The sequence below is a fragment of the Frankia sp. CgJB1 genome, assembly GCF_977947065.1.
The window spans coordinates 1-17,175 of record NZ_CDWTNB010000083.1; the positions used below are offsets into that span (position 1 = coordinate 1).

Annotated in this window: 18 protein-coding genes; 8 read left to right on the forward strand and 10 right to left on the reverse strand. The window is 70.6% G+C overall.

Going from position 1 to position 17,175, the window contains the following annotated elements:
* Positions 1–1,168, reverse strand: a 1,168-nt coding sequence (gene hemW, locus AC08OT_RS11290) for a radical SAM family heme chaperone HemW (RefSeq protein ID WP_476592131.1), incomplete at its 3' end; no start/stop codon positions are given.
* A gap of 225 nt (positions 1,169–1,393) precedes the next feature.
* On the opposite strand from hemW, the gene AC08OT_RS11295 reads away from it, so the two are divergent.
* Positions 1,394–1,558, forward strand: a complete 165-nt coding sequence (locus tag AC08OT_RS11295; protein WP_462188092.1) for a hypothetical protein — start codon at positions 1,394–1,396, stop codon at positions 1,556–1,558.
* Between the two features lie 60 nt (positions 1,559–1,618).
* Here the strand turns inward: AC08OT_RS11295 and lepA are convergent, their stop codons facing one another.
* Positions 1,619–3,463 carry a translation elongation factor 4 gene (gene lepA / locus AC08OT_RS11300; protein WP_476592133.1) on the reverse strand — a complete coding sequence of 615 codons (1,845 nt, stop codon included), beginning with the start codon at positions 3,461–3,463 and terminating at the stop codon, positions 1,619–1,621.
* A 270-nt stretch (positions 3,464–3,733) separates the two neighbouring features.
* On the opposite strand from lepA, the gene rpsT reads away from it, so the two are divergent.
* Positions 3,734–4,003, forward strand: coding sequence for a 30S ribosomal protein S20 (gene rpsT / locus AC08OT_RS11305; protein WP_462188090.1), 270 nt, complete (start codon positions 3,734–3,736; stop codon positions 4,001–4,003).
* Between the two features lie 79 nt (positions 4,004–4,082).
* On the opposite strand, the gene AC08OT_RS11310 is transcribed toward rpsT, so the two are convergent.
* From AC08OT_RS11310 to AC08OT_RS11325, 4 genes are read right to left on the reverse strand one after another with little or no spacing between them, the layout of a single operon-like run.
* A complete protein-coding gene (locus AC08OT_RS11310; protein ID WP_476594921.1) occupies positions 4,083–4,421 on the reverse strand; it encodes a hypothetical protein in 339 nt (112 codons plus the stop codon).
* Entirely contained in the window at positions 4,418–5,422 is a 1,005-nt protein-coding gene (gene holA, locus AC08OT_RS11315; protein WP_476594922.1) for a DNA polymerase III subunit delta, read from the reverse strand. The genes AC08OT_RS11310 and holA overlap by 4 nt, the downstream gene beginning before the upstream one ends.
* A 1-nt stretch (position 5,423) precedes the next feature.
* On the reverse strand, positions 5,424–8,084 hold the full coding sequence (locus tag AC08OT_RS11320) for a ComEC/Rec2 family competence protein (RefSeq protein ID WP_476602803.1): 2,661 nt from the start codon (positions 8,082–8,084) through the stop codon (positions 5,424–5,426).
* Positions 8,085–8,106: 22 nt separating this feature from the next.
* The gene (locus tag AC08OT_RS11325) at positions 8,107–8,838 is read right to left on the reverse strand and encodes a ComEA family DNA-binding protein (protein WP_476602801.1); all 732 of its coding nucleotides are present in this window, start codon (positions 8,836–8,838) and stop codon (positions 8,107–8,109) included.
* 6 nt (positions 8,839–8,844) lie between these two features.
* On the opposite strand from AC08OT_RS11325, the gene AC08OT_RS11330 reads away from it, so the two are divergent.
* The 3 genes from AC08OT_RS11330 to AC08OT_RS11340 all read left to right on the forward strand — a co-directional run bounded on the left by AC08OT_RS11330 (position 8,845) and on the right by AC08OT_RS11340 (position 10,544).
* Complete coding sequence (locus tag AC08OT_RS11330) at positions 8,845–9,306, forward strand: hypothetical protein (RefSeq protein ID WP_476594926.1); 462 nt, start codon at positions 8,845–8,847, stop codon at positions 9,304–9,306.
* A gap of 272 nt (positions 9,307–9,578) precedes the next feature.
* Positions 9,579–9,773 (forward strand): ferredoxin, encoded by a 195-nt coding sequence (locus tag AC08OT_RS11335; RefSeq protein ID WP_476594014.1) that lies wholly within the window; start codon positions 9,579–9,581, stop codon positions 9,771–9,773.
* A 207-nt stretch (positions 9,774–9,980) separates the two neighbouring features.
* A complete protein-coding gene (locus AC08OT_RS11340; RefSeq protein ID WP_476594015.1) occupies positions 9,981–10,544 on the forward strand; it encodes an HdeD family acid-resistance protein in 564 nt (187 codons plus the stop codon).
* Here the strand turns inward: AC08OT_RS11340 and AC08OT_RS11345 are convergent.
* Together AC08OT_RS11345 and AC08OT_RS11350 are read right to left on the reverse strand one after the other, a co-directional pair.
* Entirely contained in the window at positions 10,535–11,587 is a 1,053-nt protein-coding gene (locus tag AC08OT_RS11345; RefSeq protein WP_476594016.1) for an SOS response-associated peptidase, read from the reverse strand. The two genes, AC08OT_RS11340 and AC08OT_RS11345, sit on opposite strands and share 10 nt — an antisense overlap.
* 84 nt (positions 11,588–11,671) lie before the next feature.
* The gene (locus AC08OT_RS11350; RefSeq protein WP_476594017.1) at positions 11,672–12,364 is read right to left on the reverse strand and encodes a M50 family metallopeptidase; all 693 of its coding nucleotides are present in this window, start codon (positions 12,362–12,364) and stop codon (positions 11,672–11,674) included.
* Positions 12,365–12,591: 227 nt separating this feature from the next.
* Here AC08OT_RS11350 and AC08OT_RS11355 point away from each other — a divergent pair, with 227 nt between their 5' ends.
* Positions 12,592–13,353 (forward strand): lysophospholipid acyltransferase family protein, encoded by a 762-nt coding sequence (locus tag AC08OT_RS11355; RefSeq protein ID WP_476594018.1) that lies wholly within the window; start codon positions 12,592–12,594, stop codon positions 13,351–13,353.
* 55 nt (positions 13,354–13,408) lie between these two features.
* Here the strand turns inward: AC08OT_RS11355 and AC08OT_RS11360 are convergent, their stop codons facing one another.
* Positions 13,409–14,665, reverse strand: a complete 1,257-nt coding sequence (locus AC08OT_RS11360; protein ID WP_476602802.1) for an alkane 1-monooxygenase — start codon at positions 14,663–14,665, stop codon at positions 13,409–13,411.
* Positions 14,666–14,868: 203 nt separating this feature from the next.
* Between AC08OT_RS11360 and AC08OT_RS11365 the strand changes: the two genes are divergently transcribed.
* Together AC08OT_RS11365 and AC08OT_RS11370 are read left to right on the forward strand one after the other, a co-directional pair.
* Positions 14,869–15,081 (forward strand): hypothetical protein, encoded by a 213-nt coding sequence (locus tag AC08OT_RS11365; protein ID WP_462188273.1) that lies wholly within the window; start codon positions 14,869–14,871, stop codon positions 15,079–15,081.
* A gap of 102 nt (positions 15,082–15,183) precedes the next feature.
* Positions 15,184–16,086 (forward strand): AEC family transporter, encoded by a 903-nt coding sequence (locus AC08OT_RS11370; RefSeq protein ID WP_462188274.1) that lies wholly within the window; start codon positions 15,184–15,186, stop codon positions 16,084–16,086.
* Between the two features lie 70 nt (positions 16,087–16,156).
* Here AC08OT_RS11370 and AC08OT_RS11375 read toward each other — a convergent pair whose 3' ends face one another.
* On the reverse strand, positions 16,157–16,981 hold the full coding sequence (locus AC08OT_RS11375; RefSeq protein ID WP_476594020.1) for a hypothetical protein: 825 nt from the start codon (positions 16,979–16,981) through the stop codon (positions 16,157–16,159).
* Positions 16,982–17,175 lie beyond the last annotated feature (194 nt).

The window sequence follows — 17,175 nt, forward strand, 5'->3', positions numbered from 1 at the left end:
GGCCGAACTCCAGGGCACCGAGTTCCACCAGGCCGGACTTCGCGAGCCCGGCGGCGGCCTCCCGGCCGGCCCCGTCCAGCTCACCGACGGCCAGTCCCTCGGCCAACCGGACGCCCAGCATGACCCGCTCGACCCTGCGGGCCTGCGCGTCGAGCTCCTCCCGGGCGGCCGCGGGACTGCGCCCGGCCCCCAGCCGGGCCGCGTACTCCGCCGGATGACGCACGTTCCACCATCGCACCCCGCCGACGTGGCTGTGCGCGCCCGGACCGATCCCCCACCAGTGATCTCCGCGCCAGTACCCCAGATTATGCCGGCACCAGGTACCGGCCCCCCGCGACCAGTTGCTGACCTCGTAGCTGGTCAGGCCGGCCGCGCACAGAGCGTCATCGGCCTGCAGGTAGCGGTCGGCAAGCAGGTCGTCGTCGGGTTCGAGCAGCTCGCCCCGGCGGACCCGACGGGACAGTTTCGTGCCCTCCTCAACCGTCAGCGCGTAGGCACTGACGTGGTCCGGGCCGAGCTGGATCGCCGCGTCCAGGCTCGCCGCCCAGTCCGCCTCCGACTCGCCCGGAGCCCCGTAGATGAGGTCCAGGCTGACCTGGTCAAAGCCGGCCTTGCGGGCCCAGCGCATCACCTCGGGCACGCGGCCGGGGGTGTGCCGCCGGTCCAGGGCGGCGAGGACGTGCGGACGGCTACTCTGCATGCCAAAGGAGATCCGGGTGTAACCGGCGGCGCGCAGCTGCTCCAGTTGCGCCGGATCCACCGACTCCGGATTCGCCTCGGTAGTGATCTCCGCGTCGGGCGCCAACCCGAACCCGTCGTCCAGGATCCGCAACAGCCGCCCGAGATCGTCAGCGGTCAACAGGGTCGGCGTGCCGCCACCGACGAAGACCGTGGAGATCACGAGCTCCTGCTCACCAAGCACGGTACGCGCGAGCCGGACCTCGCCGGTCGCGATGTCGACGAACGTCGTGAGGCCCACCGACGACACCAGTGCGCCGCCCAGGTCGGCCGCCGTGTAGGTGTTGAAGTCGCAGTAGCCGCAGCGCGCCGCACAGTAGGGCACATGCACGTAGACCCCGAACGGTCGCCGGGTCACCTCGGCCAGCGCGGCAGCCGGGAGGGCACCGTCGTCCGGCGGAGGCGAGCCGTCGGGAGGCTTTTGTGGCATGCCCCCAGTGTGCCCCCAACGTGTGCTCTCGCGGCAACGCTACGTTTGTCAACCGCGTCGGCGGGCCAAGGATGGCCACACGAGGACCACCTGGAGATAAGGCCGGAATACCCGCTTCGGCGAAGCTGGCCAAGTATAATGACATTTTGTCATCGTTGGGCACAGAAGGGAAAATATGGGTGGTTCACCGTGGACCGATCGACGTCGGTGCGAAAAGATCCGGTCATGGACGACGACGCCAGGGCCGTTCTCGACGAGATCTTCGAACTGCTCCCACCCCGAACCACCGTGTACCGTTCCAGCGCCGCCGCCCCCGTCGCGGGCCTGTCGTTCTCCGAACCGGCCACCGAACCGATCCGTCTCCCGGCCACCCCCCTGCCGACCGGCTGAGCGGCCGAGCGGCCGAACAGACAGATGGCGCCACGGTCCCGCGTCGGCCCCGCACCGGACTCACTTCACCGCCGGCTTGCCGGTGTCCGTGGACAGCGCCGCGATGAAGGCCTCCTGTGGCACCTCGACCCGACCGATCGTCTTCATCCGCTTCTTGCCCTCCTTCTGCTTCTCGAGCAGCTTGCGCTTGCGGGTGATGTCGCCGCCGTAGCACTTGGCGAGCACGTCCTTGCGGATGGCGCGGATGTTCTCCCGCGCGATGATCCGGCTGCCGATCGCCGCCTGGATCGGCACCTCGAACTGCTGACGCGGAATCAGCTCGCGCAGCTTGGTCGTCATGGACACGCCGTAAGCGTAGGCCTTCTCACGGTGCACGATTGCCGAGAAGGCATCGACGGTCTCCCCCTGCAACAGGATGTCGACCTTCACCAGATCGGCCAGCTGCTCCCCCGCCGGCTCGTAGTCGAGGCTGGCATAGCCCCGGGTCCTGGACTTCAGGGCGTCGAAGAAGTCGAAGATGATCTCACCGAGGGGCAACGTGTACTTGAGTTCCACCCGGTCGGTCGACAGATAGTCCATCCCCTTCAGGACGCCGCGCCGGCCCTGGCACAGTTCCATCACCGCCCCGACGAAGCCGGTCGGCAGCAGCATCATCGCCTCGACGACGGGCTCGTACACCTCGGCGATCTTCCCACCCGGCCAGTCACTGGGATTGGTCACTGTGACCTCGGAAAGGTCCTCCATGACCACCCGGTAGACGACGTTCGGGGCCGTGGAGATGAGGGTGAGGTTGAACTCGCGCTCCAACCGCTCCCGGACGATCTCCAGATGCAGCAGGCCCAGGAAGCCGCACCGGAATCCGAACCCCAGTGCCGCGGAGGTTTCCGGTTCGTAGGTCAGGGCGGCGTCGTTGAGCTGAAGCTTGTCGAGAGCCTCGCGCAGCGCGGGATACTCGCTGCTGTCGATCGAATACAGCCCGGAGTACACCATCGGCAACGGATCCCGATAGCCACCGAGCATCTCCGTCGCCGGCCGCCGGGTAGTGGTGATGGTGTCGCCGACCCGGGCCTGCCGGACGTCCTTGACCCCAGGGATGACGTAGCCGACCTCGCCGACCGACAGCGACCCGGTCGGATGGGGGTCCGGCGAGATGACACCTACCTCGAGGGTCTCGTGGCTCGCGCCGGTCGACATCATCAGACACCGGTCGCGGGTGGTCAGCGTGCCATCGACCACCCGTACATAGGTGATGACGCCGCGGTAGATGTCGTAGACGCTGTCGAAGATCATCGCACGAGCCGGACCGTCCGGATCGCCGACCGGGGCGGGCACCCGGCGCACGATCTCGTTGAGCAGCTCCGGCACCCCCTGGCCGGTCTTGCCGGACACGCGGAGCACCTCGCCCGGTTCGCAGCCGATAATCGTCGCGATCTCCTCGGCGTACTTCTCCGGCTGGGCCGCCGGAAGATCGATCTTGTTGAGTACCGGAACGATGGTCAGGTCGTTCTCAATCGCCAGGTACAGGTTCGCCAGAGTCTGCGCTTCGATGCCCTGGGCCGCGTCGACCAGCAGCACCGCGCCCTCGCAGGCCGCGAGCGAACGGCTCACCTCGTAACTGAAGTCAACGTGGCCCGGCGTGTCGATGAGATGCAGGATGTAGTCCCGACCATCGTCGGCCCGCCATGGCAGGCGCACGTTCTGGGCCTTGATGGTGATCCCACGCTCACGCTCGATGTCCATGCGGTCGAGATACTGCGCGCGCATGTTGCGCGCCTCCACGACACCGGTCACACCAAGCATCCGATCGGCAAGGGTCGACTTGCCGTGGTCGATGTGGGCGATGATGCAGAAGTTGCGGATCATCGCCGGGTCGGCGCCGGGCGCCAGGTGCGGGGCTGTGGACACGCGGAGAGTTCTCGTTTCGCTCGCGGTGATCACGGTGGAGCCGCCCATGCCGAGATCTGGGTCGACCACCTTCATCGTGCCAGGAGCCGCGCGCGCCGGTGCGCCGGTGCGCCGGCGCGCGGGGGTTTGATAATCTGAGTGCCGTCCGTGACGGACCGCATCCGTGACGGGCCGTATCGTCGTCCGGTCATGATCTGCTCGCCATTCCGTGCGGCGCGTACTATAAACTGTCCGCACCACCCCGACTCGACAAATCAGAGGTTCTCCCGCGTGGCCAACATCAAGTCGCAGATCAAGCGCAACCTCACCAACGAGAAGCGGCGGCTGCGCAACAAAGCTGTGAAGTCGGAACTCAAGACGCACGTGCGTCGCTTCCGCGACGCCGTGGAGGCCGGTGACGTCGAGCGCGCCGACGAGACGCTGCGGATCGCGTCCCGTAAGCTGGACAAGGCCGTCAGCAAGGGTGTCATTCACGCCAACCAGGCCGCCAACAAGAAGTCGGCACTGGCTCGCGCGCATGCCGACTTGGCCGCCAGCTGAGTCGTCTTCCTACAGCCGGAGCGCCGCAGGCGTCCCGGCCTTTCCGCGTGTCCACCCGCCGGTCAGGCCTCTCGTCCGGTCAGAGCCCGCTGCACGGCATGGAACGGGCTCCGGGCTGCAGTGGGGGGGCCGGTTCCGCCGAGACGTCGTCCGGCCGGATCAGCCGCTCAAGCACCTCGTGATAGGCAACCATCGCGCCGACGGTCAGCGGGAGGACACCGACCACCCAGGCGCTCGCAAGATCACCAAGTGCAATCACCACCGTGACCAGCCCAGTCACGATCATGAGCAGTCCCCGCATCCAGCCCGCAGGTAGCACCCGCAGGCCGAACCAGCCGCCCGGCGGCGGGGCGTCAGGGTCGACGGCCGGCTGGGGAGCCACGACGAGGCCGGCACCGGCTCCCGGACCGTCGGTCATCCCCGGCTCCCGGCCGCCCGGGCCCGCCCACCCGACCTGGCCACGGCGACCTCGCGCAACAGTTTCTCCAAGGCGTAACCGGCGTCGACCGCAGTGCCCTTGACGCCAGCGTCGGCCTCGGCGGCCGCCCGCAGGGCCTGGCCGAGACCCCGGTCCGACCAGGCTCGGGCGGAGCGCTGCGCCTTCTCGACCTTCCAGTCCGGCATGCCCAGGGCTCGGGCGAGATCCCACTTCGAGCCAGGACCCGCGGACGCCACCCGGGCGAGGTCACGCAGACCACCGGCGACGGCACTGGAGACCAGTACGGCCGCGGTACCCCCCTCCAGGGACTGACGCAGCAGCGTCAACGCCTGCGGCAGGTCGCCGCCGATGATCGCGTCCGCGACGGCGAACCCGCTGGCCTCGGCCCGGCCCCGGTGGAAACGGGCCACCGCGGCCTCGTCGAGCAGCCCGTCGGTGTCGGCCACGAGCTGATCGCAAACGGCGGCGAGCTCACGCAGATCACCGCCGACCGCGTCGAGCAGGGCGCGCACCGCGCCCTCGCTGACCCGGCCGCCGAGACGCCGCACTTCGGCGACGACGAAATCGTGACGCTCCCGCGGCTTGGTGATCTTCACTGCTGGCACGACCCGCGCTCCCGCGGCCTTCATCGCGTCCGCGAGTTTGCGGTTCTTCACCGCTCCGCTGTGGACGACGACGAGCACGACGTCGTCGAGCGGACGACCGATGTACTCCAGCAACGCGTCACGCAGATCCTCGGCGAGGTCCTGCGTGCCACGGACGACCATCACCCGGCCACCTCCGAACATCGAGGTGGCGCCGAGGTCGATCAGATCGGCTTCGCTGAGCTCACCGGCCGCCCGGTCGACGACCTCGACGTCGGGATCACGGGCCCGAGCCGCGTCGAGAACCCCGCGCACGGCTCGACCGACGAGTAGATCCTCGTCGCCGGTGACGAGGACGAGCGGCGGCAGTTCAGAGGAGGACACGCAGGTGAGCATGTCACGATCCGCCCCCAGGCCGGCGGAGCACCACCGAGACGCGGACCCGCGCCCCCGACCCGGAGGCGGCTCCCGCCGGCGACCCGGACTCGGCGGACCCGGACTCGGCGGACCCGGCGGGTGCCGCCGCGGCGACCACCGCCACCGCGCCGTCGCGGTCGGTCCGGGCGACGGCCATGCCGGACCGGCGCAGCGTCCGCAGGGTGGACCGCGCGGGATGACCATAGCTGTTCCCGGTGCCGACACTGATCAGGGCAAATCGGGCCCCGGTCGCCGCGAGGAAGGTGACGTCCTGATCCGCGGCGCCGTGATGGGGCACCTTGAGCACGTCGGCTCGTAGAGCCGTCCGATCCCCCGGCCTGCCGGTCAACATCCGCTGGGCCGGCGGCTCCACATCCCCGGTGAGCAGGATGGTCACCTCCCCCACCCGTGCGGAGAGCACCAGGCTCGCGTTGTTGGGATCGCTCTCGGTGCCGTGCAACACGGTGCGCGGAGCCAGGACGGTCCAGGAGACCGCCCCCACCCGTGCCCGGGAGTCGATGACGGCCGTCCGCAGCGGCACACCGGCCCGCCGGGTCCACTGTTGGACCCGATGCCACTGGAGAACGGGTTCCCCCAGCGGGCTGCTGAGTACCTCCCCCACCGGAAGCCGGCCGAGCACGGCCGGCAGCCCCTCGACGTGATCGGCGTGGAAGTGACTGAGAATGACCACCGGTATCCGTCGCACGCCGAGGTCGGAGAGGCAGCGGGTCAGCAGGGCCGGATCGGGGCCGGCATCGACCAGCACCGCGGTGCCCGGTCCCGCCGACAGCACGAGGGCGTCGCCCTGACCGACGTCGCAGGCGACCAGGCGCCAGCCGGGCGGCGGCCACGGCGCCAGCCGCCCGGCAACGGCGCATCGCGCCAGGAGCAGGCCGACCAGGGCCGCGGCGACCAGTCGCCGCGGCACCCGCCTCCGCAGCGTCGCCACCACAAGCCCGGCGACACCGGCGACCGCGCCCGCTCCCATCACCCCCGTGGGCCACGGCAGCGTCGCGGCAGGAAGATCGGCGCACCGGCCGGCGACCGTCACCAGCCACCAGCACGGCAGATCGGCGAGGTGCGCGAGCAGCCCGGCTGCTGACGGCGACACCGCCGCCACGACCAGCGTCAGTACCCCCAGCACGGTCGCCGGTGCGACGGCGGGCACGGCCAAGACGTTCGCGGGCACCGCCACGAGGCTCAGCCCCCCACCGGTCCAGGCCAACACCGGGGTGCACGCCAGCTGGGCGGCGGCCGCGACGGCGAGCACCTCGGCGATCCGCGCCGGCAGCCGCCGAGCGAGCGCGTCCCGCCAGCCCGGCGCAAAAACGATCATTCCGGCCGTGGCGAGGACGGACAGCGCGAAGCCGACCGAGAGGGCGAGCGCGGGATCCACCAGGACTAAGACGATCACGCTCGCCGCCAGGGAGGGCAGCACCGCCCTGGGACGGCCAATGGCGAGCCCGAGCAGGCCGACCAGACCCATCGCCCCGGCACGCAGCACGCTGGCCGAGGGCCGGGCGAGCACGACGAACCCGACGAGGGCGAGGGCTCCCACCGCGGCGCGCGACCGTGACCCACGCCCGGTCCATCCCATGAGGTAGAGCGCCGAGGCCGTCACGATGGCGACGTTGCTACCGGACACGGCCGTCAGATGGGACATTCCGGCGGCGCGGAAGTCCGCGCGCACCGCGTCGTCGAGCCCGGAGACGTCGCCGACCACGAGGCCGGGTAGCAGCCCGCGACGCGGTTCGGGCAGTCCCCCAGCGGCTCGACGCAGCCCGGCCCGTAGCCCCCCGGCGATTCGTTGGATCATGGTGGGCCCGCCGCGGGTCCGCGGTGGGCCGTTGGCGAACAGAACGGCGGCCACGGTGTCACCGACCCGAGGTTCGGCGAGCCTGCCGGAGACGACCAGGTGCTGGCTGGGCAGCAGAGCGCCCCAACCGCCGCCCCGCGCGAGCAGAACCATCGGGGCCCGGACCCGCAGATCCGCCGGGGGCGCGGTGAGGCGCTCCGCCCGGACGGAGATCACGAAGGTCACGCGATCGGCGCCGCCAGCCCCCTCCCCGGCCCCCTCTCCGGCTCCGGGCCCGGTTCCCGTCCGGACCGCGGTGGACGAGGAGGTGGCGCGGGGATCGTCGGTGACGACGACCTCGGCTGTGACCAGACGGCCATGCCGGACCAGATCGGCGAGCGGGCCGCTGTCACGTGGACGAGCCGCCAGTCCACCCGCGAAAAACCCGGCGGCCAGGAAGACGAGGGCCGTGAGAACGACGACGGCGACGGCGGAGCGCCACCCGACGCCCCGGGTGAGCGGCGCGCTACGCGGCTGCGACGGCACCGGCGACTGCGACTGCGACTGCGACTGCGACGGACGGGACCCGCCCGTAGCCACCTCGGCCCGATCGCCGCCCGGTCCTGGGCGAGTCGGCCGAGCGCCCCGCGGGCGGACCCGGACCAGCAGGAACACCGGAGCCGCGACGAGCACCGCACCGGCGGCGCCCAGCAACGGAACGGACGGCGGCCAGGTGCCGGCAACCGCCGCGCCGGCCCAGGCCATGACCGCCGGGCCCACCAGCCGGGCGTCCATCGGACGGGAAGCCCCGGACGGCCGTTCCGGCAGCGCGAGTCCCGTCTCCATCCCGACGTCGACCACCGGAGCGTCAAACCTTCAGCAATGGCAGCAGATCGGCCAGCCGCTTGTCGCCGACTCCGGTCACCTCCGCGAGCTGCTCGGGCGACCGGAAGGGCCCGTGCGCCGTGCGCCACTCGACGATGCGGCGAGCCAGCACGGGCCCAACCCCGGGCAGACCGTCAAGCTGCTCGGCGGTCGCGGCGTTCAGGTCGATCGGACCGGTCGCCGCGGTGGAACCGGCGGCGCTCGCGGTGCTCCCGCCGACGGGCCCGAGGCCGGTACCTGCGGGTTGCCCAGGCGGCGCCGGGCCGGGCCTGCCATCGACGAGGACCTGTTCCCCGTCGACCAACATCCGGGCCAGGGCAAGGCCGGTCGTGTCGGTGCCCGGGAGCGCTCCCCCGGCGCGTTCGATCGCATCCACCACACGCGCGCCCGCCGGGAGCCGGACGACACCCGGCCGGGCCACCCGGCCGGCGACGTCGACCACCACCTTGCCGCTCGCCCCGGTGCGGGCGGCCCTGGTCGTCGGTGCCGAGGCCACGTTCGTATCCATGGCGGAGGTGGGACCGGTGGCCCCGTGGTCCGAGTGGTCCGACCGGGCGTTGCCAGCCGCCGCCGACTCCCCCGTCCGGAGGGTACCGACCTCGGAGGAGGCGAGCGGTACCGGGCGGTGCTGCCAGGAGAACCAGGCGGTCATGAGCGCGGCGGCGAGGGCGACCAACGCGAGAACGAGGGCGGCCCGGGCTGCCGGCGCCACCACGATGCCATGCAGCGTAGCTGGAAGCCGCCTGCGGATGACGCCGACCAGATCGCCCCGCGGAACTCCCGGCGCCGTCCGGCCAGCCGATGGCCCGCGATCAGGTCCCCGGCCGCCTTCGTCCTCGCCATCGTCCATCTCGCGCCCCGGACGGGGGTGGACTGGATGGGGGTGGAGCGGGCGGCGCCGATCCGTTCGACCGGCGACCGGCCGATCAAGATCGGCCCCGTCCGCCGCAAGCTCGTCCGCGGCCCATCCGTCGGCGGCCCGGTCCTCATCGAGGAACACGCCCTCGCGAATCCCGACCAGGTCGGACTTGTCGCCACCGATCTCCTGCTCGTCTTTGGTGAACGTGGCGTCGCGAACGCGGCGGGATCCACCAGCCGAGCCGTCTACTGGTGGGTCCGGCGGACGCAGCGGCACGGTGGCGTCGTCCGACGGCAGCAGGTCCAGCGATGGCCATCGCGATGAAACGGACGGTTCAGACGGAAATGCGCGGACGGGGAAGCGCGGCGGCGGGGCCGGCGGCGGGTACCCGGGACCAGGGGTGGATTCGACCATGACTGGACCGTAGATCGATCACGGCGGCTCCCGCTCCGCTTGCCGCCGTCCTGTGGACAGCCGCCCGTCGTCCACAGCCCCCGCCCAGTGGCCTGCCGGGGTCCCGGTTCTGTCGCAGCCATGGGCTCGGCGGTAAGGTCCGCTCGACACTGATTGTGGGAGCACCACTGGGAGGTGCGCCGATGCGCGTGATTGTCGACCACGACCGCTGCGCGAGCAGCGGAACCTGTGTCCGTCTCGTCCCGGACGTGTTCGAGATCCGCGACGACGGCTTCCTCTACCTCCTCGACGAGGAACCCGACGACGCCAGGTGGGACGACATCCAGGAGGCTGTCGACTCCTGCCCAACCGAGGCGATCAATATCTCCGATAGCTGATCACGGCGTGGCGGTCGGTCCGACTCCCTGGAGGGCACGCCTCCGAAACGGATCCGACCGCTCGAACCCTCCACGGCGCACCAACCCCGCCGGCAGCCGGCCGGGAGTATGAGTCGCGGTAGCGGCTCACCAGAACCGGGTAGAGACCTTCTGACGAGAGCGGCCCGCGCATTTCCGGGCGGAGCCCCAACCCGGGGAGGTGCCTCGATGGCCACGATCTACCGGCAGCACCGACGTCAGCAAGCCCCCAGCACGCTGTGGCCGGCGTTGCTCCTGCTCGGTGCGGCGGTCACCGTGCTGGGACTTCTACTGATCACGAACCCCTTCGCGACCGCCGGCACACTGGCGGTCCTCGCCGGAGTGGCACTCGTGCTCTCCGGCATCAGCGAGACGATCGCCGCGGTCCGGTCAGAGAACACCGCGGGGACTGCCCTGTTTGGGATCATGCTTGCGGTCGGCGGCGTCATCGTGCTGCTGTGGCCGGGAGCCACCCTCCGAGTCGTCGCGCTGCTCGTCGGCGCGATACTGATCATCACCGGGGTCGTCCGGGCCCTGGTGACCTGGGCGAGCAGATCCTCGCGCGGGACCGGTCGCGGCATCGCCGGTCCGCTCATCCTGGCCGCGCTCAGTATCGTCCTCGGCGTACTGGCGCTGACCTGGCCGGAAGCGACGATCATGGCACTAGCGGTGATCTTCGGAATCCAACTGATCGTCACCGGCGTCACCGAGATCGCGCTCGGGCTCGCGCTTCGCCCGCGCGGTCACTCCTGACCTCCGGCGACCATCCGTTCTCCGGATTTCCGGCGGATCAACCCGCGATTGCCGAGCGCGCCCGCCGGGTCACCCGCCTCCCGGCCCGGCGGCAGTGCCTTTGCCCGGGGCATTGACGGGGGTATCAACCGGGTCGATACCGAACAACGACAGATCGACGGTGCCGCCCACCCGCGCGGACGAACCGGCACCACCGCCGACGGAACCACCGGACCGCTCCGGGTCCACCGCGAGAGCCGCCCGCCCGCCTGCGCGACGGCCGCGGCGACCACCGGATCGATCTCGACGGGATCGATGAGATGACGACCCTTGTTCCGGACACTGCCCACCTCGGCTGCGACCGGATGCGCCGCGACCACCCCGGCCGGCGCCGGCCGCAGCAGCGAGGCGAACGCGGCGGGATCGCGGACCGAGGGATCCATCCAGCGATCCCAGGCGGCCTCGGGCAGGATCACCGGCGAGCGGTCGTGCAGGAACTCCAGCCCCGCGGCGGCTCCGGTCGTGAGGATCGTGAAGGTCACCAGCGGGGCCTCACCCCGGCGCCAGACCTCGTAGAGACCCGCGAACGCGAAGATCCCGCCGGTTGCGGGATGGCCCGCGGGACGGATGTAGAAGGGTTGCCCCCGCCGCGAGCCGCCACCCGGATGGAACCACTCGTAGAACCCGGTCGCCGGGACGAGGCAGCGCCGTGCGGCGAAGGCCGACCGGAACGCCGGCTTGGTCGCCGCCGTCTCCGACCGCGCATTGATCATCTTTGCGCCGATCGTCCGGTCCTTGGCCCAGGACGGCACCAGCCCCCAGGTCGCGAGGCGAAGGACCCGCTCGGTCCGGCCGGCCGGAGGCGGCTTCCCGGCCGGAGGGAGGTGCGCCTCACCCCGAAAAGCGCCGTCCGGGAGCTCACGCGGCTCGGCGACGACGATCGGCATCGTCGAGGTGGGCGCCACGTTGTAGTTCTCCGTCACCGCGCCGGCAGTCTCGTCGTGAGCGGACATCGCCGCGGCGAGGTCGTCGGTCTTCAGCTTCTGGGTGTACCGACCGCACATGGCGCCAGCGTGGCACCCGGGTCCGACAGGTCGCAGGTTCCGCGCGGAGGTCGCCCGAACGCGAGGGTCGCCCAAACGCGAAAGTCACCCGAACAGCGCGGCGAGGCCACCGGCCAGCGCGCCGAGATTGACCAGGCCGAAGAACCCGACCCAGAGCGTCGGGGGCAGTCCGGTCAGCCGTGCGAGCTGATCCGGATCGGAATCCCCGGCCCGGCGCCGACGGCGCCCCCGCTGCACCTCGATCACCGGGCGGATCGCGCCCAGCAGCAGGAAGCACGCAATGTACGCGGCGAATCCGGCGCGCACGCTCTGCGGCGCGAACCAGGAGACCGCCAGGATTCCCGCGGTACTCCCTAGCACGGACAGGGCCCCGAAACCGTTGCGGATCACGAGCAGCATCGCCAGCAGCAGCGCCACGCACAACTGCAGCAGCAGACTCGTCCGGCCGGTGGCCAGCAGGCCCGCAGCTCCGAGACCGAGCAGGGACGGTGCCGTGTAGCCGGCGGCGACGGTCACGACGACACCCGCACCGGTCGGCCGCCCGGAGGACACGGTCACTCCGGAGGTGTCCGAATGCAGCCGAACGCCAGCCAGGCGGCGCCCGGTCGCGACCGCGGCCAGGGCATGTCCACCTTCGTGTGCAATTGTTATCACATATCTAGATATCGGCCATAGGCGGTCGCTGAGTACCGTCAGGGCCGCCAGAATCGCGGCAACGACGAGCACCCACTGCGGCGGCGCCGGCTGCGCCGCGATGCCCCGGCGCAGAATCTCCATTTCCGTTCTCTCTCCCTCATCCGCGCGGTTGGTCCCGCTCCTCCACAGACGTCTGATACGAACATCATCGATCCTGCCCCCCGCCCGCACGCGACGTCGCCTTCCGGTGAAACCGGACCGCGGTATCGCCGGACATCCACGACGACCGGTGTCAGGGGGTGGGGGTAAGGTCGTGTCGCATTCGGCACACCGGTGAGACCGCGAGGAACATCGAGGAGTGGCCCGTCGTGGCGGAGTACGTCTACCGGCCGGTGGTCAGCATGGTGCGGGGACTTTTCGGCGCACTGCGCCTGCGTCTTGACATCCAGGGCACGGAGAACATCCCGGCATCGGGGGGCGGCATCGTCCTGATCAATCACGTCTCGTACCTGGACTTCGCGCTCGCGGGTCTGCCGTTCTGGATCGCGGAGCGTCGGCTGGTCCGGTTCATGGCCAAGAAGGCAGTCTTCGACCACCGGATCAGCGGGCCGCTCATGCGCGGCATGCACCACATCCCGGTCGACCGGGAGGCCGGCGCGGCGTCTCTGCGCCACGCCCTCGACGCACTGCGAGCCGGGGAACTCGTGGGCGTCTTCCCCGAGGCGACGATCAGCCCGAGTTACTGTCTGGCGACATTCAAGACCGGGGCGGCCCGGATGGCCGCTCACACGAAGGTACCGGTGATCCCGGTGATTCTCTGGGGCAGCCAGCGCATTTTCACCAAGGGACGGCCCTTCAGCCTGCGGGACGCGATCGGCGTCCGCGTCTCGATCACGGTAGGCAGGCCCGTCCAGCCCACGGAACTGGGTAAGGGCCGCGACGGCACGGCGCTGCTGGAGAAGATGATGAACGAGCTGCTCGACGATGCGCAGCGCCGCTACCCGCGGCCCGCGCCGGGCGAGCCGGACTGGTGGCTGCCCGCGCATCTCGGTGGCTCGGCTCCTCCTCGGCCGGCCGATCAGGACGCCGCCGCCAAGCAGAGCACCTCCGAGGAATCCGGCCAAAGCTGACAGATCCCCGTCGGAACCCTTGCCGACCGGCGATCCCACGGACGACTCTGCGCGGTTACCGTGCGTTCTTCGAGGAAGTGCTCACCCACGAGCACCGCCCCGGGACGGAGGCCCGTCGGCCTCGGTACCGGACGGCCTCGGTACCGGACGGCGGCCGGTACCGGGTCAGCAGAGCGGCCCGGCGCACGGGGTGCAGGTTCGCCCGGGTGACGTCCCCGCCGTAATGCTCGACAACGCGGTCGTCCATCAGCCGAAACCACACCGGCGGGAGATACGCCGCGAGCAGGAGCGTAGCGTACCCCGCCGGTAGCTGGGGAGAGGCCTCGAAGGACCGCAGTGCCTGGTAGCGCCGGGTCGGGTTGGCGTGGTGGTCGCTGTGTCGCTGCAACTGATAGAGCGCCAGATTGCTGATCACGGCATCGCTGTTCCAGCTGTGCCGGGGATCGACCTTCTCATAACGCCCGCTCGGGGTCAGCTCCCGGGCCAGGCCGTAGTGCTCGATGTAGTTGATCCCCTCCAACAAGGTGAACCCGAAGGCCGCCTGGGCGACGAGGAAGACGAGCACGGCCGGCCCGAACGCGACGGCCAGCGTCGCGAACAACACTGCGGTGAGCAACCAGCCGAGCACGACCTCGTTGCGCACCGACCAGATCCGTCGGCCGCGCAACCGCAGCCGGGCGGCCTCCAGCGACCAGGCGGAACGCAGACTACCGACGACGGTCCGCGGCCAGAACCGCCAGAAGCTCTCCCCCAACCGGGCACTCGCCGGGTCCGCCGCCGTCGCTACCCGCACGTGATGGCCCCGGTTGTGCTCTACGGAGAAGTGACCGTACGCGGTCGGCGCCAGCATCAACCTCGCCAACCACCGCTCGAAAATCCCTCGCTTGTGGCCGAGCTCGTGCGCGGTGGTGATGCCCACCCCGGTCACGGTGCCGACCGACACCACCACTCCGATCCGGGCGGACCACAACAGGTCGCCGTTCGCCCAGGCCGAGGCGCCCAGCACCAGGCCGACGCCCGCCAGCGGCAGGTAGAGATACGTGCACCGGCGGTAGTAACGGTCGGTCTCCAGCGCGGCCCGGATCTCCTCCGGTGGATTGACCGGATCCGGCGGTGTGGTCATGTCGAGCAGCGGAACCAGGACGAAGACGAAGAGCGGGGTGATCCACCAGTACAGCCCGACACCCGTTCGATGCCACAGTCCGTATCCCACGATGGCCAGCAACGGGACGATGATTGCGGTGAGCCACATGTACCGCTTGCCGTCCCGCCAGGCGAGGCCGCCGGGCGCGGTGAGGACAGGTGCCGCCATCGGTACCTCCGATTTGCCGGCTGGACCGCCGACCGCGCCGACCGCCACCAGGGGGCGAAAACCCCTGACGGCGCACCACAACTGGACAGTGAGCCTGCCACGTGTCATATACGCTGACAACAGAACGCCGGTCACATCGAGGAGCAAGACCCGTGCAAACAGGTGGCGTGACGCCGTCGCCCGCGGGCCGGCGGTCCCGTTCGATGACCGACTCGCCCCCCTGGATCGGCGGGGTGATGGTCGGCACCCTGCTGCTGTCCGCCGTTGTTCTGATCACGTACACGCTGCTTCCCCTGCCCGGCCAGGAACGGCTGGGTGCGGGCAACTACGTCCTCGCCGCCGTGCTGTTCGCCGCCAACATCCTGCTGCCCCGGCTACTGCGACGGCACCGGCGCCGCCGGACCCACCGGCCGTGATCCATCCGCGCACCGGTCCCCGCCCCAGGCCGGCCGCGTGGCCTGTCCCACGCCCGGCGCATCCCGGCGCCTTCCGGGAACCCCGGCTGCCACGATGGCCGAATGTCCGCACTGATCGTGCTCCTCGTCGGCCTGGTGGCGGGCATCGGGGTCCGGCACCGCGGACGACTGCCCGCGGACACCGCCCATGTGATCAACATCTGGCTGCTGGACGTGGCCCTGCCCGCTCTGACGCTGCGCGCCATGCACGGCATCGTCTTCCCGCCGAACCTCGCGCTCGTCATCGCCGCGCCCTATCTGCTCTTCGTCCTGACGACGGCCGGCTACGTGCTGGCCGGACGAGCGTTGCGGATGCCGCGGGAGGTCGTCGTCGCTCTGATCGCCACAACCGCAGTGGCGAACACAAGCTTCGTCGGCCTCCCGATGGTGACCGCCTTCTTCGGCGCGTCGTCGGTCCCGGTCGCCGTGCTCGTGGATCAGCTCGGTTCCTTCCTGCTGCTGAACACGGTGGTCCTCGGGACGGTCACGATCAGTGCCGGCGCATCGCTTTCCCGCGCCGAGCTCGCCCGTCGGGTCTTCACCGCTCCGGCGCTGATCGCCCTGGTAGCCGCGCTCGTCCTGCGGCCGGTGACGTTCCCGGACTGGCTGAACGCCGCACTGGGGTCGCTTGGTGGCACCCTCACCCCACTCGCCCTGTTCTCCATCGGTCTGCAACTCCAGGTGCGTGCGGTCCGGGTGTGGTGGCGAGAGCTGGCCCTCGGCCTCGGCATCAAGCTGGTCGCCGCGCCCGCGCTCGTGGTGGGGATCTACGCACTGACGGGGACCGTCAGAGATCATGACGTGCGGGTGGCCCTCTTCGAGGTGGCGATGCCCCCGATGGTCGCCGGCGCACTCATCGCCGCCCGTCACGAACTCGCGGCACCGTTGCCAAGCCTGCTGGTGGGAGTCGGGGTTCCGCTATCGTTCGTGAGCCTGGCGGTCTGGGCGCTACTCCTCGGGGCCTGAGGAGGTGGAGGCCTGAGTCGTGCTCGTCCTCCAGTGGAGTCACCGCTGCGGCGGGCGCCCGGCGTGCTGATCACAGCCTACGTGGGCGGGTTGACCATGCGTGCGGCGCACCGGGCGACACCTCCCACGCGGGCGCGCCGTCGGCGCACGGGGCGAGATGTGTGTCCGCGATGGCGGAGAAATCGCCGAAGAACTTGATTTCCAGCCGCTCGCGGCGGACACCTCCCTTACCGTCCGGCGCGAGACGCAAAAAGTACAGCACGTTCGTACCTCCGGCAGCCGGCCGGTCATGCGGGTTGTAGCCGCCACCGTCCCAGTGGAACTCGGCCCGGGTCCGCAACACCCAGCGCAGTCCCTCGATGATGACCGGATTTGGGTCCGGGAGCCGCATCGCGAAGTGCCGCTCGAGCTCGAACACGCGTTCCTGCTCGATGAGCCCGGCCGGTAGCCCAGGTGTCCGCCGGAGCATGAAGATCTCCAACGTGCGGTCCGCGCCCGCACTGGACCGCAGCGCGGCGTGGGTGAGACGCACGTCGAGCAGCTCCGCGCGCACCGCGTAGCGCTCGGCCAGCCGGGCCTTCACGATGACGCTGGGCACCAGCGTGCTCGGCCGCACGCCGAGAGCGGGCAACGCCGCGAGCGCGGCCTCGAAGTCGTCCACGGCGATCAGCAGCGCCGCGTGGTCCAGGACACAGTACCGTGTCACCAGATCAACGAGGGCCGCCGCCTCGTCGAGGCCGTCGAACAGGCCGGCGAGGAGACCCTCGGTGTGCAACGCGCGCAGCGGCGCGCACACGGCCTCAATCCGGCGCACGTCGATGGCGTCCAGACCGCTGCCAGGCCGTCCGAGGTCAGTATGCCCCGGTGAGGCCGTGAATCCCTGCGCTTCGATCATCCCGTGTCACCTTCCGCCGCGCGGATGTGCCTGACGACCGGACACACCACGCCGGTTCGGTCCAGTCCGGCTCCTGCTCGGTCGCGTCCGGCCACCTTAGGCCGCTGGGCCCGGTCACCACGGCAGATCCGACCCCGGAGCATTCCTGGCAGTCTAGTACTCCAACCCGACTTTTGTGATCAGTTGAGTTGTAA